Raw genomic sequence first — 19860 nt, forward strand, 5'->3', positions numbered from 1 at the left:
CCGCGCCGCTTAGTGCGTCAGACGCGCTGCTTAGAACGAGTGCTGAATGCCTGCGTACACGCCCGTCTGGCTGCGGCCGGGGAACGGATTGTCCGTCGACGCGGCGGTGCCGAAGTTGTTGGCGTTGAGGCCGTAGTTCGCCGTCTTGCTGTTCTGAACGGTGGCGACTTGCAGATCGAACAACGTGCGCTTCGACAGGTTGTACGAACCGCCGACGGTGTACATCGTCGCGTTGCCTGCGCCGTTGTTGCCGTTGACGTGATAGACGGCAGCGGTCAGCGCCGCAGCCGGCGACGCTTGCCACGTCACGCCGCCCCATTCGTGGTCGAGCGTGGTCGGTTCGCCCGGCAACTGGCCGGTCATGCCCGAAGAACGAATCGCCTGGTAACCCGCCTGAATCTTGAACTGGCCGAGGAACACGTTGGCCATGGCGGAGTATTCGCGCGAATAGGCATAGACGCCGTTGCCGTTCGCGTTGTCCGCGCCGGTGATGCCGCCATTGAGTGCGTTATACGCGCCGCCGAGCATGCCGTTGGCCGGATTGCGGATTTCGTCGTACATGCCGCGAATCTGGAAGTAGGGCGACGTATAGGTCACGTACGCGCCTGCTTCGCGGCCTTGCTTCGTGCTTCCGTTGCCGTTCCAGTTCGTCGCGTTCGAAAGCGCGTATTGGCCGTAGAAGTCGAAGCCCGCGAACTTCGGCGACTGGTACGAGATGTTGTTGCTCGATTGCGGCCAGTTACGTCCACGCACCAGCGAAGCCGACGACCAGTTCGACTGACCGAACGGATCGAAGTCCCATACGCCGTTGGACACAAACAGTTCGCGGCCAAGCAGCACGGTGCCGAAGCTGTTATTGGCGATACCCACCGTCGCCCAGCGATTGAAGAGGCCGCCGCCGCCCGGGCCCTGGCCCGTCATGGTGTTGAAGCTGCCTTCCAGCTGGAACACGGCACGATTGCCGCCGCCCAGATCTTCGGCGCCCTTCAAGCCCCAGAGGCTCGTGCCCCAGTCGCCGCTTTCGGCGCGGATACGGCTCCCCGTGACATTCTTCGCCGCACCGGTCGGCACGCCGTTCATGTATTCGAGTCCCGCGTCCAGGCGGCCATACAGCGTCACGCTGCTCTGGGCATGCGCCGCCGCGCCGAACGTCAGCAGCGCTGCCGCTGCAAGCAAAGCCTTCTTCATCATCTCCTCCAGCTCCTGTCAAAAGTGAACCAACTGCCGTTGGAATTTTGAAGGAGAACTACATTTTCGGAGGGTCGGCTTTGTACTTTTGATTCAATTTGACAAACGCGGCAACAGGCCGCCGCATGCATGCGTCAGACGAGCCGCCAATAAAAAACGGTGCGACACCCTTTCGGGCACCGCACCGATACGCGCCTCTCGCAGCAGCGTGAAAACCTTATAGAACTATTCTTGGTTCAGACTCGCTGCTTAGAACGAGTGCTGAATGCCGGCATAGACGCCCGTCTGGCTGTGGCCGGCGAACGGGTTGTCCGTCGCGGCGGCCGTGCCGAAGTTGTTGGCGTTCAGGCCGTAGTTGGCGGTCTTGCTGTTTTGCACCGTCGCGACTTGCAGGTCGAACAGGGTGCGCTTCGACAGGTTGTACGAGCCGCCGACCGTGTAGATGGTCGCGTTACCCGCGCCGTTGTTGCCGTTCACGTGGTAGACCGCGCCGATCAGTGCCGCCGCCGGCGTCGCTTGCCACGTCACGCCGCCCCATTCGTGGTCGAGCGTGGTCGGCTGGCCGGGCAGCTGGCCCACCATGCCGGACGAGCGGATCGCCTGGTAAGCGCCCTGGACCTTGAACTGGCCGAGGAACAGGTTGAACATCGCCGTGTACTCGCGCGAGTACGCGTAGACGCCGTTGCCGTTCGCGTTGTTCGCGCCGGTCGTCCCGCCGTTGAGCGCGTTGTAGGCGCCGCCGAGCGTACCGTTGGCCGGGTTGCGAATTTCGTCGTACATGCCGCGAATCTGGAAGAGCGGCGTGGTGTACGTGATGTACGCGCCACCTTCGCGGCCTTGCGGCGTCGTGCCGTTGCCGTTCCAGTTCGTCGCGTTGGACAGTGCGTACTGGCCGTAGAAGTCGAAGCCCGCGAACTTCGGCGACTGGTACGAAATGTTGTTGCTCGATTGCGGCCAGTTGCGCCCACGCACCAGCGAAGCCGAAGACCAGTTCGACTGACCGAACGGATCGAAGTCCCACACGCCGTTAGCGATGAAGAGTTCGCGACCCAACAGCAGCGTACCGAAGTTGTTGTTCGCGACACCGACCGTCGCCCAACGATTGAAGAGGCCGCCGCCGCCCGGGCCCTGACCCGTCATGGTGTTGAAGCTGCCTTCCAACTGGAACACGGCGCGATAGCCGCCGCCCAGATCTTCGACGCCCTTCATGCCCCAGAGGCTCGTACCCCAGTCGCCGCTTTCCGCACGGAAGCGGTGCGAGGAGCCGGTGGCCGCGCCGTTGGCGCCGACGCCGGTCGGCACGCCGTTCATGTACTCCAGTCCGGCGTCCAGGCGGCCATACAGCGTTACGCTGCTTTGAGCCTGAGCCACTGCGCTGAACGTCAGCAGTGCTGCTGCCGCGAGCAAAGCTTTCTTCATCATCTCCTCCAACCCTGTCAAGAAATAGAACCAAGTGCTGCCGTGTGCGGTTCGATGCGGGCGCATCCAACCGGAAATTGTTTTTCGAGGAACGACACACGCGTAACGACAGTGCTCGTGACGACTCGCGCGTCGTGGGCGCGAATCTGACGCCGGTCCGTCGACTGGCGTTTCCTCACTTTGTTTTGAAGTAAAACTACTTTTTGTGCACTTCGTTTTGGTACTTTAGTTACCAATTTAACAAATTACGTCACACTCGCCAAAGGAATTTGACGCTCACCGATGCGGTGTGTCAAAAACGCAAAGCCATTGTGGCGCGCACGCGACCCAAAGCATGGGAAACGGCTCGCAAAGCCTTATGCAGCAAGGCTCTGAGCTTGGGTAAGTTTCGGGGTCAGGTTTCACGCCTATTGACGCGCGGACGTGTCGGCGCTAGGGGCGGAAACGGGTTGGAAAGGCCGTCGGGCGGGGCGCGAGGGGCGAAAAAAAAGCGCCTTGCGGGCGCTTTTTCTCGAAGAGTCTGCGGCAGCTACTTGAGACTACCCGAAAGAAACTGCCTGAGCCGCTCACTCTTCGGTTGAGCGAACACCTCGTTGGGGCGGCCTTCCTCTTCGATGCGCCCCTGATGCAGAAACACGACGTGGTTCGACACATTGCGCGCGAACGCCATTTCGTGCGTGACGACGATCATCGTGCGGCCTTCCTCGGCGAGCGTCTGCATCACCTTCAGTACTTCGCCCACGAGTTCCGGATCGAGCGCGGACGTGGGTTCGTCAAAGAGCATGACGTCCGGGTGCATGGCGAGCGCGCGGGCAATCGCCACGCGCTGCTGCTGGCCGCCCGACAAGTGCGACGGATATTGCTTCTCCAGCCGCGGCGCGAGCCCGACCTTCTCCAGATACGTGCGGGCGCGATCCTCGGCTTCCTTTTTCGGCAGGCCCAGCACGTTGACGGGTGCTTCCGTCACGTTCTCCAGCACGTTCATGTGCGACCAGAGGTTGAAGTGCTGGAAGACCATCGAGAGCTTCGAGCGGACCTGCCGCAGTTGCTTCGCGTCCGCGACTCTCAACGCGCCGGTCTTGTCCATCATCGTGCGCACTTCGGCGCCGTCGACGAAGATGCGCCCGCGATTCGGCTGTTCGAGAAAGTTGATACAGCGCAGCATCGTGCTCTTGCCGGATCCCGACGACCCGATGATGCTGATCACGTCGCCGGCGTTCGCCTTCAGCGAGACGCCTTTCAGGACTTCGTTGCTGCCGTACTGCTTGTGAATGTCGTCGACGAAAAGCTTGTGCTTCTGGGAATTCATGTGCGGTCCTGTAGCCCGATTGCCTGACTTATTTGCCTTGCGGCCGCAGGTACGCGAGCCAGCGATGTTCGGCGCGGCGGAACAGCCACACGAGCGCGAACGAAATGACGAGGTAGAGCAGGGCGGCAATGCCGAACGCCTGGAACGACTGATACGTCGCGGAGTTCACGTCGCGCGCAATCTTCAGGATGTCCGGCACCGTCGCCGTGAACGCGACGGTGGTCGCGTGCAGCATCAGAATGACTTCGTTGCTGTAGTAAGGCAGCGCGCGGCGCAGCGCCGACGGCAGAATCACGCGGCGATACAGCGTGAAGCTCGACATGCCGTATGCGCGCGCCGCTTCTATCTCGCCATAGGGCGTCGCCTTGATCGCGCCGGCGAAGATTTCCGTCGTGTACGCGCAGGTGTTGAGCGTGAAGGCGAGCAGCGTGCAGTTCATGCCGCTGCGGAAGAACTCGGAAAGCAGCATGTGATCGCGCACGACCTGCAGGCTGTAAAGGCCCGTATAGCAGAGCAGCAGTTGCACGTAGAGCGGCGTGCCGCGAAAGACGTACGTGTACAGCCAGACGCTGCGCGAGAGCAGCTTGTTCTTCGAGACCCGCGCCACGGCGAGCGGCACGGAGAGGCAGAACCCGAGTCCGATGGACACGACGAGCAGCCACATCGTGATGGCGAGACCGGTAATGCGGTAGCCGTCGGTGAAAAGGTAGTTCTTCCAGAATTCCTGGATGATTTCGATCATGAAGTCCGCCGCTCTTTGATACTGGAATAAGGCTGGATATCCGAATACCGCTGATTACAGGTCCGCCTTGCGCACGCCGATGGAATAGCGCCGCTCCAGCCAGATCAGCACGAAGTTCGAGATGGTGGTGATGGCGAGATAGACGACGCCGGCGAGCAGCGTGAAGAAGAAGAACCGCTGCGTGCCTTTGCCGGCGTCCTGCGCCGCCTTCACCACGTCCGCGAGGCCGATTATCGACACCAGCGCGGTCGCCTTCACCATCACCTGCCAGTTGTTGCCGATGCCCGGCAGCGCGAAGCGCATCATCTGAGGAAACATGATGCGAGAGAAGGTCTGCCACGGCGTCATGCCGTAGGCCGCGCCCGCTTCGAGCTGGCCGCGCGGCACCGAAAGGAACGCGCCCCGGAACGTCTCCGTGAAATACGCGCCGTAGATGAAGCCGAGCACAAGAATGCCCGCGAGGAACGGGTCGATATCGATCTGGTCCCAGCCGAGCTGGTCGGTGAGCAGGTTCAGCCAGATCTGGATGCTGTAGAAGAGCAGCAGCATCAGCACGAGATCGGGTACGCCGCGAATCAGCGTCGTATAGACCGTGCCGATGCCCGACGCGATACGGCTCTTGGAGAGCTTCGCCGCCGCGCCGATGAGGCCGATCACGAAGGCGAACGCCAGCGACAGCACCGCGAGCTTGACGGTCTGCCAGGTGCCCGCGAGGATCAGCGGACCGTAGCCTTGCAACATGGTGATTCCTTGATAAGGTGCGCCCATTCCACGCGCGCACGAAGCGGCTCGCCGCCGCGATTCGTCGCCGAAATTGGCCGCCGAAGTTGACCGCCTACGCGCGGCTCGCGCCGTTACCTCGATGGAGCCCCGACGCGGATGGTCTCGTTTCTTTGCGGCGCCGTCATGGTGCGGAAGCCGGCGGTCCGTATTCTAGGTGGCCAAAATTGGCGAGCACGCCCAAAACGCAAACGCCGCGAATGTCGTGGATGCCCCGAAATGCCCCAAATGCCCCGAATGCCCCGCCGCCCGTGTTTCCGAAGGCGCTGCCGCGACGCCGCCACCCGAAAAGCGCGGTATTTTACCCGAACCCGGCGTGCGCGCGGCGATAGCCGGACAAGTCCGATTACCTCCATCGGCGGGACGGTGTAGTGCCATTGCGCTCGTTGTTCCGGCAGGCGGCCGCCCTTACATTGTCTCCATCGCAGTTCAACGTCTACACCGGGAGCACAACATGTTCGAGATTCGCCGCAGCAACGAACGCGGTCACGCCAACCACGGCTGGCTGGACTCGTATCACACCTTCTCGTTCGCTGATTATTTCGATCCGGAGCACGTCCACTTCGGCGCGCTGCGCGTGATCAACGAAGACCGCGTCGCGGGCGGACAGGGCTTCGGCACGCACGGTCATCGCGACATGGAGATCGTGAGCTACGTGCTGGAAGGCGCGCTCGCGCATCGCGACAGCATGGGCAACGGATCGACCATCCGCCCCGGTGACGTGCAGCGCATGAGCGCCGGAACCGGCGTGCGGCATAGCGAGTTCAACGGCTCGCCGACCGAAACGGCGCACTTCCTGCAAATCTGGATCATTCCGGATGCGCCGGGCGGCGCGCCGGGCTACGAGGAAAAGCGTTTCACCGATGAGGAAAAGCGTGGCCGCCTGCGCGTGATCGCTTCACCCGACGGCACGGACGGCTCGGTGAAGATCGGCGCCGACGCGCGGATTTTCGCGGGCCTGTTCGATGGCGAAGAGCGCGCCGACTTCGACGTGCCGGCGGGCCGCCGCGTGTATGTGCATGTGGCGCGCGGCAAGGTGTCGGTGAACGGCGAGGCGCTCGGCGCGGGTGATGCCGCGAAGATCGAGGATGTCGCCAAAGTCACGATCGACGGCGGCGAACAGGCGGAAGTGCTGTTGTTCGATCTGGCGTGATCGGCTGTCGATGTGGAAACCGCGGGCTCGCGCCCGCGGTTTTTTTTCGCCTGCGAGAACCGCTTACGGTTTCGCAGTCGCGGATGCGCCCGGTGCGCCCTGAGCGGCGTCCGGCCCGCCGCGATGCTTGCCCCAGCGCTCGTGCATCTTCTGCTGGTGCTCGCGCATGCGGGCGAAGTGCTGCTTGAGCGCTGTGCTCACGGTCGTCTTTTGCTGGTCGTTGAGCGAGTTATAGAAGTTGAGCCATGCGGTCGCCGTCTGCTCGTGCAACTGCATTTGCTGTTGCTCGAGCTTCTGATGCGCCGCGTGCATCGCGTTCAGGTCCAGAATCGGCTGGTTCTGCATCGACTCGAACTGCTCGTGCATCTGGCGATGGCTCGCCCGCATGGCGGCGTGATTCTGCTTCATCGTGTCGATGGCCGTCTGCCACAGCTTCTCCTGATCCGCATTGAGCTTCAGCTGGCCGTGCAACTGGTCCAGCTGCTTCTGCATGCGCATTTCCATGTGATGACCGGCGGGCCCGCCCATCACGCCCGGAGCGCCGGGCGGCGGCGCGTTCGGCGCGTCGTTGGTGGCGGCGTGGGCCGCGCCGAAGGTCAGCGCGAGTGCGGTAGCAGCGGCGGCGAGGATGCGATATTGCTTATTCATCGTGAGACTCCCTGATTGATGACGGAGCCGAATGCGCGGATTTCATAAAGGACCGCGCCTGGTCGGTGAGACACAGCGTAGTGGCTCGTGCCGTCGGGCGTGTTACCGGGGCGGCGTTTCGTATTACGCTCGTTTACGCGCCGCTTTCGCGGTAACACCCCGTAACCCTTTGCGGCGCGAGAGGCCGCCGACTGACCGGGACTCACGCGCTAAACTCCCTCTCATGACTACACAAATCCTTGTCGTCGACGACGACGCCGAACTGCGCGACCTTTTGCGCGACTATCTGGTCCGGCAGGGCATCGAAGTATCGGTGCTGCACGACGCCGGTTCGCTCGAACGCCGTATCGAGCGCGAGCGGCCCGATCTGATCGTTCTCGATCTGATGATGCCGGGCGTCGACGGTCTGACGGCGCTGCGCAAACTGCGCGCATCGGGTGACGACATTCCCGTCATCATGCTGACCGCGCGCGCGGACGACGTGGACCGCATCGTCGGTCTGGAACTCGGCGCGGACGATTACCTCGGCAAGCCGTTCAACCCGCGCGAGTTGCTCGCGCGCGTGCAGGCGGTGCTGCGCCGCCGCCGCACCATTCCGTCCGCCGCGCCGGAGCAGCGCGAGCCGTATTCGTTCGGCCGCTTCCGCCTGGACTTCCAGTCGCGCACCCTGCAACACGACGAGAAACCAATCACGTTGTCCGGCAGCGAATTCGCGCTCCTCAAGATTTTCGTGAACCACCCGATGCGCACGCTCACGCGCGAGCGCCTGCTCGAACTGCTGCACGGTCCGGAATATGACGGCACCGACCGCGGCATCGACGTGCAGGTGTGGCGCCTGAGGCGCATTCTGGAGAGCGATCCTTCCGCGCCGCGCTTCATCCAGACGGTGCGGGGACGCGGCTACGTGTTCGTGCCCGACGGCGAGCAAAATGCGCCGGCCCATTGATTCGCTGTTCGGCCGGCTGGTCGTTCTGGTCATCGGCGTGCTGGTGCTCTCGCACCTCGCGTGGTTCGCCGTCATCCGCGTCGAGCGCGACTACTCGCAAACGCGCTATGCCGTCGAGGAAGCGGCGTTCCTCGTCGAAGCGGTGCGGCAGCACATCGCGAACAATCCGGAGCAGCCGTTGCCCTCGCGCGTGCGTATCGTGCCGTTGCAAGACGCGGATGTGCCGCAGCCCGCGAGCGGCGACGAGCTTCCGCGTCCGCTCTCGCGTTTCATCGAGGACATGAAGGACCGCTTGCCCGACGGCACCGACGTGCGACCCGGCCCGCCCGGCGCGCCGCCGAGCGTCTGGGTCCACGGCGCGAAGGACGCGGGCTGGATCGTCGTGCCGGTGCAGCCGCTGCGTCCGCCGCGCTCGCGCGACCGCATGCTCGTGTGGCTTGCCATCATCTTTTCGACGGCCGTGCTGGCGGCGCTTTTTGCCGCGTGGCAGTTGCAATCGCCGCTGCGCTCGCTCGCGCAGGCGGTCGCGCGTTTCGGACGCGGGCAGCCCACGCCGCCGGTGCCGGAGCGCGGCCCGCGCGAGCTGCGCCAGCTCACGCACGGCTTCAATCAGATGGTGCGCGAAGTGTCGCAAAGCGAGAACGACCGCGCCGTGATGCTCGCGGGCGTCGCGCACGATCTGAAGACGCCGCTTGCGCGCCTGCGCCTGCGCGCCGAAATGATGGACGACGAAAAAACGCGCGACGGCGTGGTGCGCGACGTCGATTCCATGGCACATATCGTCGATCAGTTTCTGGTCTTCGCGCACGACCGCCCGGACGGCAGCGAGCCGGTCGCGGTGGATCAGCAGTGCGAGCGCGTCGCGCGGGCGTATCGCGCGGTCGCGCCGGGCGCGGATACCGTGCGCCTGAAGCTCGAAGCAGGTCCGGACTTCGTGTTGCCGGCCGCGACGCTCGACCGCCTGCTTTCGAACCTGCTGGACAACGCACACGCTTATGGCGCGCCGCCCATCGTCATCGAGACGCGGCGCGAGGCGAAAGGCTGGGTGCTGTCCGTGTCGGACCACGGCAAGGGCATTGCGCCCGACGATCTCATCAAGGCGAGCCGCCCGTTCGTGCGGCTGGATCCGGCGCGCGGCGGCAGCGGGCATAGCGGCCTCGGGCTCGCCATTGTGGAGCGGCTCGCGCGGCGCGCGGGCGGCGAGTGCGAGATCGGCAATCAGGTCGATGGCGGCTTGCAGGTCGCGATGACCTTCCCGTTCGATCCCGCCGCGCGGACGGTCACGGCGCGCCGCGCCGGATCGCCGCACGAGGAGCGCGCGTTCTGACAACGCGCGCGTACTTTCGCGAGGCTCAGTCGAACAGCGTCTGAAGCGCCGAGGCCGCCTCGCTATCTACCGTGTTGTACGTCACGGTGGACGCCTCGAAGATGTAGTGCGTCGTGTACTTGCCGAGGCGCGACAGGATTTCCTCCTGAATCACTTCGGGCGCGAGGTCGATCTTCAGATACCACGCGGTGGACGACAGCCGCGTCTGGAACGACCCGTACTCCGCGAGCAGTTGGTCGAACGTTTCAGCGTCCTGATCGCGGCACACGATGACCAGATTTCCCTTCATGCAATCCTCCGATAACAGCCACGCAGTCGATACCCAGGACCGATGATACCTGCGCGAACATGTCCGCGTGGCGACGAGGGATATGCCGGCGGCGCTACTTGCCGGCGAGCGAGTCTTCCGTGTGGCGCGTGGGCGGCGGGTCGGCGGGGCGCACTTCGCTGCGGTCGCGCCCGCGCGATTTCGCCTCGTAGAGCGCGAGATCGGCGCGCGAGAGCATCCATTCGAGCGCGTCGTCGCTCGCCTGTTCGGTGATGCCGATGCTGACCGAGAGCACCGCATCGTCCGGCAAATGCGCGCAATGCTCATGATGAAAGCGCTTGCGCAGCCGTTCGAGCACGGCTTGCGCGTCGGCGAGCGACGTCTGCGGCAGCAGAATGCCGAATTCCTCGCCACCCAGCCGCCCGATTGCGTCGCTCGGACGAAGCTGCTCGCGGCAGACTTCCGCGAAATGCTCGAGCGCGCGGTCGCCCGACGCGTGCCCGTAGCGGTCGTTGATCTGCTTGAAATGGTCGAGATCGGCGATGGCGACCGACAGCGGCGTGCCGGTCGAGCGCGCCAGTTCGACCTCTTGCCGCAGCGTGTCGAGGAAATAGCGGCGCGACAGGGCGCCCGTGAGCGCGTCGTGGCGCGCTTCCGCCGACAAGAGCGTATTGGCCGATTGCAACTGCTCCGCCAGATCACGCGTTGCGCGATGCAGCCTGCGCTCGCGCGAATACGAGGTGGCGATCACCACGGCGAGCGTCACGACGCCGAGCATCGTGAGGAACACGAGCAGGCGGTCGCGGCTATGGTTGCGCGTGATTTCGGTCCAGCTGGTGAGCGGGTGGACGATATGCGCCGACAACCCCGAGTTGAGGCCGGTGCGCTCGTCGTACAGCGAGGGCACGGTGTCGCCGTTAACGGCAAAAAAGTCCTTCGCGAGCGCGGGCGCGAGCCAGGGCGCCGACTGCCGCATGCGCTCGCCGACGTTTTCCATGCGCAGCGGCGCAAACGCGTCGCGTCGATAGTGTTCGAGGCGCTCGCGGGCCGTCATGCGTGCAATGGCCGCATCCGGCATCGCCTGATATTCGAGCCGGCCGTCGTGCGCCATCACCACGACGCCGTTTTCGTCGGTGACAAAGGTGCCGGGGCGCGAAACCCAGTGCCGCAACCGGTCGATGCTCACCTTTGCGATCACCGCGCCGACCAAGAGCCCGTCCTGGTACACGGGCGCCGCGATGAAGATGCCCGGTTCGCCCGACAGCCGGCCGACGCCGTACATTTCGACGAAACCGCCGAGCAGCGCCCGCACGACATAGGCGCGGCCGCTCATGTCGTAGCCGATGAAGCTGTCGTCTTCGCCCGCGTTGCTCGACGCAATGCAGTAGCCCTGTTCGTTCACGAGCCACAGGGAGTCGAGTCCGGAGAAGCCCTGCGCGTCGTGCAGAAAGCGGTTCACCTTGTCCAGTCCAGGCCGGGCCATCCATTGCTGGCGCCGGACGGTTTCCGTCGCCTTCACGCTCGACGCATAACGCCGCGACTCCAACAGCGCGCGCTGCGTGACGTCCATCTGCGCGAGCGTCGCGGGAATGGCGCGGGACATGGCGAGGTCGCTCGCGATGATCTGCGCCATGTTGTCGACGATGGAGCCCGCCATCTGCCGTTCGGTGCGCACGGTCGCGGTCATCTCCTGCTGTACCATCCGGTCCGACAGCAGGCCGGCGGCAACCCAGCACCCGAGCGCGAGCAGCGCGAGGCAAAGCGTCGCGATGGCACGGTGCAGGAGGAGCTTGTTCATCGGTCGGGCCCGTGTCACGGCGTCACGCCGCGGTCATCGGGTATTCGGCGCGTGCTCGCGACGCGGCCGCGAAAAGCTGCGCGCCGGGGGTAGCCGATTCGCGCGGGGACTCGCCGTCACGGGCCAAAAACGCGATAATCGCCGCCCTGAGGCGGGCGGTCAGCCGGCTTGCCCGGGCGCGTTCATTGCGTCTGTCAGGCGCGGCGGCGGCGGTCTGTGCATGCGCGCGAGCTTCGGGCGTGCGGCCAGAAAGGTGTCTCGCGTCCGTCGGACGGCCTTCCGACTCGATCTTGGCGTCTCGCATTGCATCGGCGCTCATTTATTGTTTGTGATAAGCCCAGATTGGACGATGTTTTTCGTCGTCTATCAAGCGCCTTATTACTGCGAACGGCGTTCGCCCAACACATTGCTTCGCAACCACGCGGTTCGCTTGCCGCGGCGGCTCGCTTGTGCGTGCATTCGGCGCGATGGCGGGCCGAAAGCGCGCTGCAAGGACGAAACGGCGCGCGCCGGTCTGCGCCGGCCCTTCAGTTCGGCTCGGCCGTGCCGATGAGCAACAGAAGCTGCGCGCCGCGAGCCAAAGTTCGGCGCGAAGGTTGTGCCTGTCATCGCGAGTGGTGTAGTGTCGCTCGGTTCAGCGCGAGCGCGTGTCGTCCGACGGGCGGCCGGACGCGTTGAACGCGTTGAACGCATTGCGCGCCATCGCGCGCCGTCGCGGCAACGAAGGAGGGGGCTCGCCCGGACGACGGCACTGGCCGTCTCGAGCATCATCCGCGCCTTGCGCGGTCGTAACACAGCCTTACGGGGAGGGCCTTGAATGGAATTTGGTTTCAATCTGAATCGCACGGCGAACGCGTCCGCCTGGCGGCTCCTGCCCAACCGCTGGGACTTCGTGGCGTTCCCGATGATCATCTGCATCATCGCGCTCGCCGCTGTCGGCTTCCATGAGACGCTCGCGCCCATCTCCACGTTGCAGACGCAGGCGATCTCGCTCGACCCCGCGAATCTTCCCGAGTACGCGTTGCGCACGACTTTGCGCATGCTGGCCGCGATGGTCGCGTCGCTCGTCTTCACGCTCGCCTACGGCACGCTCGCGGCGAAGAGCCGGCGCGCGTCGCTCGTGCTGGTGCCGATTCTCGACATCCTCCAGTCGGTGCCGGTGCTCGGCTACATCTCCTTCACCGTCACGTTCTTTCTCGCGCTTTTCCCGGGGCGCGTGATCGGCGCGGAGTGCGCGGCCATCTTCGCGATCTTCACGAGCCAGGCGTGGAACATGACGTTCAGCTTCTACCAGTCGCTGCGCACGGTGCCGCGCGACCTGGACGAAGTCTCGCGCGGCTTTCACCTGACCAACTGGCAACGCTTCTGGAAGCTCGAAGTGCCGTTCTCGATGCCCGGCCTCATCTGGAACATGATGATGTCGATGTCGGGCGGCTGGTTCTTCGTCGTCGCGTCCGAAGCGATCACAGTCGGCAATCGCAGCATCGTGCTGCCGGGCATCGGCGCGTATCTCGCGGCGGCCATCGGCGAGCGCAACCTCGGTGCGATCGGCTGGGTGATTCTCGCGATGACCGTCGTGATTCTCGCCTACGACCAATTGATGTTCCGCCCCCTCGTCGCGTGGGCGGACAAGTTCCGCATGGAGAACACGAGCTCGGGCAACGCGCCGGAGTCGTGGCTGCTCGACCTGATTCGCCGCACGCGCCTGATTCACCGCCTGCTCGTGCCGGCGGGATGGATTCTTGCCAAAGCGGCGCGCGTGCCGATTCGGCTGCCGTCGCTGCAAGGCGTGAAGCTGCCGTTGCGCGCGCCGGTGTCTTCGACGCGGGCCGGCGATATCGCGTGGGGTGCGGCGGTGCTCGTCATTACCGCGTACGTCGTCTGGAAGGTGGTGTCTTTCGTCGCGACGGGCGTCACCTGGGGCGAAGTCGGGCACGTGTTCGTGCTCGGCTTCATCACGCTGCTGCGCGTGGTGGTGCTGATTGCGATTGCCTCGGTGATCTGGGTGCCGATCGGCGTGCTCATCGGCCTGCGCCCGGCGCTCGCCGAGAAGTTCCAGCCGCTCGCGCAGTTCCTCGCGGCGTTTCCGGCAAATCTGCTGTTTCCGGTGTTCGTCGTCGTGATCGTGCGCTGGCATCTGAACCCGGATATCTGGCTGTCGCCGCTCATCGTGCTCGGGACGCAGTGGTATATCCTTTTCAACGTGATCGCGGGCGCTTCGGCCTATCCGAACGATTACCGCGAAGCCGCGACGAACTTTCAGATTCGCGGCTGGCAGTGGTGGAAGAAGGCCATGCTGCCGGGCATTTTCCCGTACTACATCACCGGCGCGATCACCGCTTCGGGCGGCGCGTGGAACGCGAGCATCGTGGCGGAAGCCGTGTCGTGGGGCAAAACCAGCGTCGTCGCGCACGGACTGGGCGCCTATATCGCGCAGAACACAGCCGATGGCGACTACCCGGAGATCATTCTCGGCATCGCGGTGATGTCGCTCTTCGTGACGCTGTTCAACCGCCTGTTGTGGCGCCCGCTGTACGCCTACGCCGAAGCGCGGCTTCGACTGGATTGAGGACGAGTTCCGATGCAGAACCTTAAGAATACCCAGACGCCCGCCCAGCAGGCGGCGCGCACCCCCGGCACGCCCGCCGGCGCGCCGGCGTCGGCGTCGCAGAAGCCGCCGCGCCCCGGCGCGGAGATTCTGCGCGTGCAGAACGTGAGCCGCGGCTTCAACAAGACGCAGGGCGAACTGCTCGTGCTCGACGACGCTAACCTCTCGCTGCGCGAAGGCGAGATCGTCGGTCTGCTCGGGCGCTCGGGCTCGGGCAAGTCGACGCTTCTGCGCATCATCGCCGGACTGATCGAGCCGACCGACGGCGAAGTGACCTATCTGGACGAGCCGTTGCGCGGCCCCGCCAAGGGCGTCGCGATGGTGTTTCAGACCTTCGCGCTCTTTCCGTGGCTGACCGTGCTGCAAAACGTGGAGGCCGGTCTCGAAGCGCAGGGCGTGGGCGCGCGGGAGCGCCGCGAACGGGCGCTCGCGGCTATCGACCTGATCGGTCTGGACGGCTTCGAAAACGCCTATCCGCGCGAACTGTCTGGCGGCATGCGGCAGCGCGTGGGCTTTGCGCGGGCGCTCGTCGTCGACCCGACGCTGCTTCTGATGGACGAGCCGTTCTCCGCGCTCGACGTGCTCACCGCCGAAAACCTGCGCACCGACTTGCTCGACTTGTGGACGCAGGGGCGTCTGCCGATCAAGTCCGTGCTGATCGTGACGCACAACATCGAAGAAGCGGTGTTCATGTGCGACCGCATTCTCGTGCTGTCGTCGAATCCCGGCCGCGTGATGGCCGAGATCAAGGTGCCGTTCAAGCATCCGCGCAACCGGCTGGACCCGGCGTTCCGGCGCCTGGTGGACGACATCTACGCGAAGATGACCGCCCGCCAGCTCGACGACGCGAAGAAGAAGGGGTTGGAGTTGGGAAGCTGGCTGCCGTCCGTGTCGACGAACCTGATGGCGGGTCTCATCGAAACGCTTGCCGCTGAGCCGTACCACGGCCGCGCGGACATGCCGGAAATCGCGCGGACGCTGCATCTGGAAGTGGACGACTTGTTCCCGATCGCCGAAGTGCTGCAACATCTCGGTTTCGCGGACGTGCGCGAAGGCGACATCTACCTGACGCCGCAGGCCCGCGTGTTCGCCGAATTCGGCACCCAGGAACGCAAGATGATGTTCGCCGAACACCTGCTGCGGCACGTGCCGCTCGCCGCGCGCATCAAGAAGGTGCTCAATGAGCGGCCGGGGCATCGCGCGCCGCGCGTGCGCTTCGAGCAGGAACTCGAAGACTTTCTCTCCGATAAAGCCGCGCAGGAGACGCTCGATGCGGTTATCGACTGGGGACGTTACGGCGAGATTTTCTCGTATAACGACCAGACGGAAATGCTCAGTCTGGAGGATGTCGAAGCCTGAGCGCGCGGCTTCTCGCTGAAACAAATAGCGCGGTTTCCGGAAACGGAAACCGCGCTTTTTTGTGACGTGTGCGTTTGCATCGTCGCCTCCACGACGGAGAGCGCGAGTAGACGCCCAAGCAGATTGCGCGTTTTTCGGCCCGCATAAAAAAGCGCGGCTCCCGAGAACGGAAGCCGCGCTTTTTCGCGTCCGCCAGGCGTATTCCTTACTGCAGATTGCCCCACCGTTCGACCGCTGGCTCGGCCGACGCCCACTTCCAGCCTTCCGTCTGCTTGCACGCGCTCGCCACGAACCATTCGGCGTGCGCGTTGGCATCGTCGCCGTCCGCGACGGAGAACGCGAACTCCTTGCAGCTTGCGAGCGCGTTGTCGAACTCGCGCAGCACGCGGACATCGCCGTGGCCGTTCTCGATCGGCAGCGTGTGCTTGACCTTCCACGGGCGCGTTTCGCCGACGGCCGACACGCCCGCCGCAGCCGCGATGGCCACTTGCTGATCCGTATGCAGCGACTTCGACACGCGCTTCACGGCTTCGTCGGTGGCGGCCTGCACCGCGATGCCGACGCCGAGGCCGATTGCCGGATTCGTCGTCACGGCGCCGGTCGCGATGCCTGCGACCGCGCCTGTGGCCGCGCCGATGGACGCGCATCCGCTCATCGTCACACACGCGGCGGCGACCGCCACGGCAAGCGAGATGCGCAGCGCGGGATGAACTGCGAGCCGCACCGTCATTGCAGCGAGCCCCAACGCGGCGTAGCGGGTTCGGCCGACGCCCATTTCCACTTGGCTCCGTCACGGCAGACCGACGCGACGTAGAACGCGCTGTCGGCGGGGCGGTCCTTGGTGGCGTCGCGATCGACGGAAAACACGATTTCCTTGCAGTCGAGCGCGCCGCTGCTGATCGTGCGGCTGACCGTCACGCGGCCTTTTTCGTCTTCTTCGAGCGGGATCGAATGCGTCGCGACCCACGGGGCCACGGCGCCCACGGCGAGCGGGCCGGCTACCGCGGCGATCTTGTCCTGCGTATCCGTATGCACGATGCGCTGCGTGTACTGCACGCCCGCCCGCGCTGCCGCCACCGCGCCTAAGCCGATGCCGGTCGCCACGGCGGCGTTGTCCGTCACTTTGGCCGCCACGGCCGCGCCCGCGATACCCGCGCCTGCTGTCGCGCCTTCGCTATAGAGGGAATTGCATCCGCTGAGCGTCAGGCACGCAATGACGCCGCTCGTGATCGCGGCGAGCGCGGCGGCGCGCTTGCCGCGCCGGGGGACACCAATCTGCATATTGCTTTTCCTTCGTCTGCCGTTTTTTCTCGCTGCGGCCTCCGGTGAGGCCGCAGCCGACGTTCCTTCGAGCAGGCACTCAGGTGCAAGTCCTGTCGCGGGCTTCGCGCATTTTGAAGCATGCCTCTACTTACCGCTTCGGGAAAATTGCAAGAAATTGCAAGCGGCGGGAACGCGTTGCGAGTTTCGTAACGCCGGCCGCGTGAGAAGGGACGCCGCGAGAGGCGGCGACGGCCTCTTGCGGCAGGTGAGACGAAGATCAGCTTTCGCTGGTGGAAGGCGTGTCGCTTGCGTCGGTGTCTTCGTTTTCGTAGGCGCCGAGGCGGTTGTACAGCGTCTTGAGACTCACGCCGAGCGCCTTGGCCGCGCGCCGCTTGTCGCCGCCGCAGTGCTTGAGCGTGCCGAGGATGATCTGCTTCTGCGCGTCGGCGAGCGGCGTGCCGACCCACACGTTCATCGCATCGCCTTGCGTGACGGGCTTCTTCACCCGCGACGCCAGATGCGGATGCGCGATTTCGACCGTCTTCTCAGCGAGGATGAACGCGCGATAGACCGTGTTCTTCAACTCGCGCACGTTGCCGGGCCACGAATAGGTGCGCAGCACGTCGAGCGCGCGCTTGCTGAAAACCTTGTTCGTGCCTTCCTGCGCGTTCATTTCGGAGAGGAAATGCTGTGCGAGCAGCTCGCGGTCGGCGTCGCGCTCGCGCAGGGGCGGCGCGCGCAGCGGGAACACGGCGAGACGGTACATCAGGTCTTCGCGCAACCCGTTTTCCTTGACCGCGGCGACCGGATCCCGGTTGGTCGCGGCAATCACGCGGACGTCGGAAGTGATCAGATCATTGCCGCCGACGCGAAAAAACGTGCCCGTTTCCAGCGCGCGCAGCAGCTTCACCTGACGCACCGGCGACATTTCTGTCACTTCGTCGAGGAACAGCGTGCCGCCGTTCGCATGCTCGAAATAGCCGATGCGTCCCTGCACCGCGCCCGTGAAACTGCCTTTCTCGTGGCCGAAGAGTTCGGCTTCGATCAGGTTGTCCGGAATCGCGCCGCAGTTGACGGCGATGAACGGCGCGTCCTTGCGCGCGCTGTGGTCGTGAATCGTCCGCGCGACGAGCTCCTTGCCGGTGCCCGACTCGCCGATGATGAGCGCGGTCGCATTCGTGCCGGCGACGCGCTCGATCTGCGAGTACAGCTCCAGCATGACGGGCGACGAGCCGTACAGTAGTCCGTAAGACTTCAAACCCGGCACGTCCCCCGCAGAGCGCTTTTTCTGCGCCGGTGTTTCGCCTGCGACAAGCGGCGGGTCAAGATCGGTTGACGCCATAGGTCCTGATAGTTCCTGAGTTCTGCGAATGTGATGGGCGGGCGGCGCGCGGCGCCGTCGGCTGACGCGCTGCCCGTGGGCGCGCGCGGTCGCTCGATTCGGCTGAATGTCCGGCGCAGCCGGGTGCGTCCGTGGCGTCGCGCGCCGGCAGCGGCGCGGTGGTGCTGACGCGCTCTGCTGTCGTGCGTCCGATGGCGATGAGCCGGTTTCCCTCGAAAGCGTCAGTCCGGAGTCGCGGCGCAACTCAATGATCGCCGCTGTGACTCTATCTCATAAACGCTATTTAACCATTCGCGACGATATTGCGGCAATGCGTGCCGTCGGTCGGATGGCAATTTGTCTGATTGCGTTTTGTGCCACGCGCGTTATCCGGAAAGGTTCTCCGTGCGTGCCGCGAATTTACAAGTCCACGGCGTAAGAGTTACCCGACAGCTGCGCGTCTATAACGACTTTTGCGCAGACGCCCACGCGCGCGCCGCCCCGCGCGAGTGGCACGGAAGATGCTTAAACGTACTCATCCTTATTCGAATGCCCGAGACGGGAAGCTGAAGAAACGGGCAACGGGAGAGGTCGAGCACATCATGGAAGACATTTTCGATTTCAATGTTGCCGCCGACGAGCGCCGCCCTCCGGCGGCACAAGCGCGGCAGGCTCGCGACAGGGGCGCGCGGCCGTCGGGCGATCGGCAGGAACTCGCGGCGGGCGAACCGATCGACATCTATCACTGGGCGGCCGTCGCGCTGGTGACGGCGCTGATGTGCGCGGTGCTCGGTTACGCGGCCGGCACGCCCGCGCTGGCTCGCGCCGCCAACGTGACGAGCCTCGTGTTCGGCGCGGCGGGCGGCGCGCTCACGGCGAGCGGCGTCATCCGGCGGCTGCGCGCGCGCATGACGGCGAGCGGCGCACATCGGCCGCTGACCGTCACGGTGCCGAAGGCGCAATAGTCGCCTGGTTGTTGTAGCCGTAAATTTGATCCGCAATCGTGCGGGAGACCCACTTGGCGAGGACCGATTCATGAGTCACACGACTGTCCAGCTTGCGTTGGGCAAGCAGAAGATCATCGAAGACATCAAGGTGCTGCTGAACGACTCCGAAGAGTTGTTGCGGCTGTCGTCGGCGCTGCCGGGCGAGGGTGTCGAGGCGCTGCGCTCGCGTCTGCGCGATCACGCCGACACGGCACGCGCCGCGCTCGAAGACGCGCAGGCGAACGCGCAGAGCCGTTATCGGTCGAGCATCGAATGCACCGAGCGGTACGTGCGCGAGAATCCCTGGCAATCGCTCGGCATGGCTGCTGCTGCGGGCTTCCTGCTCGCCGCACTGATTTCGCGCTAATCACGCGGGTCGTTTCGTCCGTATCCGGCGGGCGTGCGGCATCGAACTCAACGACACGGGAGAGAACAACAATGGCACGGTCATCGATTGGAGTGTTCGGCGCGCTTTTCGCGGTTGGCAGCGTGCTCGCCTGGAAATGGATGCAGTCGCAGGACGCAAACGGGCGGCGCGCGGTAAGCGGCGCCAGCCGCTGGCAAGGAGGAGGCTTGCGCGGCGGAAAGTACGTCGTCGGCGGGACGCCCGACGCCTGGCATTTCCCGAAAAGCTGATCGCGCCTTCGCGTCGACACGACGCGGTCGGCGCATCGGCTTGATGCGCCGAGCCCTCCGCGATACTCACGCAATAAAAACGCACGCCCTCGTGGCGTGCGTTTTTATC

The 19860-nt window shown here is 64.8% G+C and carries 20 protein-coding genes; 8 read left to right on the plus strand and 12 right to left on the minus strand.

What is annotated here, in order from left to right; translation table 11 throughout:
• Positions 1-30 precede the first annotated feature (30 nt).
• From NCR37_RS03905 to NCR37_RS03925, 5 genes are all read right to left on the minus strand, one after another.
• Positions 31-1188, minus strand: coding sequence for a porin (locus tag NCR37_RS03905; protein WP_250471939.1), 1158 nt, complete (start codon positions 1186-1188; stop codon positions 31-33).
• Positions 1189-1437: 249 nt separating this feature from the next.
• The gene (locus tag NCR37_RS03910; protein ID WP_248321667.1) at positions 1438-2607 is read right to left on the minus strand and encodes a porin; all 1170 of its coding nucleotides are present in this window, start codon (positions 2605-2607) and stop codon (positions 1438-1440) included.
• Positions 2608-3136: 529 nt separating this feature from the next.
• Positions 3137-3916 (minus strand): ABC transporter ATP-binding protein, encoded by a 780-nt coding sequence (locus NCR37_RS03915; RefSeq protein WP_250471861.1) that lies wholly within the window; start codon positions 3914-3916, stop codon positions 3137-3139.
• 28 nt (positions 3917-3944) lie between these two features.
• The gene (locus NCR37_RS03920) at positions 3945-4658 is read right to left on the minus strand and encodes an ABC transporter permease (RefSeq protein WP_248321668.1); all 714 of its coding nucleotides are present in this window, start codon (positions 4656-4658) and stop codon (positions 3945-3947) included.
• Positions 4659-4712: 54 nt separating this feature from the next.
• Positions 4713-5399, minus strand: coding sequence for an ABC transporter permease (locus NCR37_RS03925; RefSeq protein ID WP_175939813.1), 687 nt, complete (start codon positions 5397-5399; stop codon positions 4713-4715).
• Between the two features lie 493 nt (positions 5400-5892).
• Between NCR37_RS03925 and NCR37_RS03930 the strand changes: the two genes are divergently transcribed.
• Complete coding sequence (locus tag NCR37_RS03930; RefSeq protein WP_250471862.1) at positions 5893-6591, plus strand: pirin family protein; 699 nt, start codon at positions 5893-5895, stop codon at positions 6589-6591.
• A gap of 63 nt (positions 6592-6654) precedes the next feature.
• On the opposite strand, the gene NCR37_RS03935 is transcribed toward NCR37_RS03930, so the two are convergent.
• Positions 6655-7239 carry a Spy/CpxP family protein refolding chaperone gene (locus NCR37_RS03935; protein WP_250471863.1) on the minus strand — a complete coding sequence of 195 codons (585 nt, stop codon included), beginning with the start codon at positions 7237-7239 and terminating at the stop codon, positions 6655-6657.
• 223 nt (positions 7240-7462) lie between these two features.
• Here NCR37_RS03935 and NCR37_RS03940 point away from each other — a divergent pair, with 223 nt between their 5' ends.
• Together NCR37_RS03940 and NCR37_RS03945 are read left to right on the plus strand one after the other, a co-directional pair.
• Positions 7463-8185, plus strand: coding sequence for a response regulator (locus tag NCR37_RS03940; RefSeq protein ID WP_175939816.1), 723 nt, complete (start codon positions 7463-7465; stop codon positions 8183-8185).
• A complete protein-coding gene (locus NCR37_RS03945) occupies positions 8169-9512 on the plus strand; it encodes an ATP-binding protein (protein ID WP_250471864.1) in 1344 nt (447 codons plus the stop codon). Before NCR37_RS03940 ends, NCR37_RS03945 begins: the two co-directional genes overlap by 17 nt.
• Positions 9513-9537: 25 nt before the next feature.
• Here the strand turns inward: NCR37_RS03945 and NCR37_RS03950 are convergent, their stop codons facing one another.
• From NCR37_RS03950 to NCR37_RS03960, 3 genes are all read right to left on the minus strand, one after another.
• The gene (locus NCR37_RS03950; protein WP_175939818.1) at positions 9538-9801 is read right to left on the minus strand and encodes a double-stranded DNA-specific endonuclease; all 264 of its coding nucleotides are present in this window, start codon (positions 9799-9801) and stop codon (positions 9538-9540) included.
• A 94-nt stretch (positions 9802-9895) separates the two neighbouring features.
• The gene (locus NCR37_RS03955; RefSeq protein WP_250471865.1) at positions 9896-11578 is read right to left on the minus strand and encodes a sensor domain-containing diguanylate cyclase; all 1683 of its coding nucleotides are present in this window, start codon (positions 11576-11578) and stop codon (positions 9896-9898) included.
• A 22-nt stretch (positions 11579-11600) separates the two neighbouring features.
• Positions 11601-11897 (minus strand): hypothetical protein, encoded by a 297-nt coding sequence (locus tag NCR37_RS03960; RefSeq protein WP_250471866.1) that lies wholly within the window; start codon positions 11895-11897, stop codon positions 11601-11603.
• A 498-nt stretch (positions 11898-12395) separates the two neighbouring features.
• On the opposite strand from NCR37_RS03960, the gene NCR37_RS03965 reads away from it, so the two are divergent.
• Complete coding sequence (locus NCR37_RS03965; protein ID WP_250471867.1) at positions 12396-14147, plus strand: ABC transporter permease; 1752 nt, start codon at positions 12396-12398, stop codon at positions 14145-14147.
• 12 nt (positions 14148-14159) lie between these two features.
• Positions 14160-15545 (plus strand): ABC transporter ATP-binding protein, encoded by a 1386-nt coding sequence (locus NCR37_RS03970; protein WP_250471868.1) that lies wholly within the window; start codon positions 14160-14162, stop codon positions 15543-15545.
• A 205-nt stretch (positions 15546-15750) separates the two neighbouring features.
• Here the strand turns inward: NCR37_RS03970 and NCR37_RS03975 are convergent, their stop codons facing one another.
• From NCR37_RS03975 to NCR37_RS03985, 3 genes are all read right to left on the minus strand, one after another.
• The gene (locus NCR37_RS03975; protein WP_175940621.1) at positions 15751-16275 is read right to left on the minus strand and encodes a hypothetical protein; all 525 of its coding nucleotides are present in this window, start codon (positions 16273-16275) and stop codon (positions 15751-15753) included.
• Positions 16272-16826, minus strand: coding sequence for a hypothetical protein (locus NCR37_RS03980; RefSeq protein WP_250471869.1), 555 nt, complete (start codon positions 16824-16826; stop codon positions 16272-16274). Before NCR37_RS03980 ends, NCR37_RS03975 begins: the two co-directional genes overlap by 4 nt.
• A 259-nt stretch (positions 16827-17085) precedes the next feature.
• Complete coding sequence (locus NCR37_RS03985; protein WP_250471870.1) at positions 17086-18150, minus strand: sigma-54 interaction domain-containing protein; 1065 nt, start codon at positions 18148-18150, stop codon at positions 17086-17088.
• Between the two features lie 581 nt (positions 18151-18731).
• Between NCR37_RS03985 and NCR37_RS03990 the strand changes: the two genes are divergently transcribed.
• The 3 genes from NCR37_RS03990 (at position 18732) to NCR37_RS04000 (ending at position 19751) form a co-directional block, all read left to right on the plus strand.
• Positions 18732-19094 (plus strand): hypothetical protein, encoded by a 363-nt coding sequence (locus tag NCR37_RS03990; RefSeq protein WP_250471871.1) that lies wholly within the window; start codon positions 18732-18734, stop codon positions 19092-19094.
• Between the two features lie 70 nt (positions 19095-19164).
• A complete protein-coding gene (locus NCR37_RS03995) occupies positions 19165-19482 on the plus strand; it encodes an ElaB/YgaM/YqjD family protein (protein ID WP_250471872.1) in 318 nt (105 codons plus the stop codon).
• Between the two features lie 71 nt (positions 19483-19553).
• Positions 19554-19751 carry a hypothetical protein gene (locus tag NCR37_RS04000; RefSeq protein WP_250471873.1) on the plus strand — a complete coding sequence of 66 codons (198 nt, stop codon included), beginning with the start codon at positions 19554-19556 and terminating at the stop codon, positions 19749-19751.
• The last annotated feature ends 109 nt before the right edge of the window (positions 19752-19860 follow it).

This window comes from Caballeronia sp. GAFFF1 (genome assembly GCF_023630705.1).
In the GTDB taxonomy this organism is placed as follows: Bacteria; Pseudomonadota; Gammaproteobacteria; order Burkholderiales; family Burkholderiaceae; genus Caballeronia.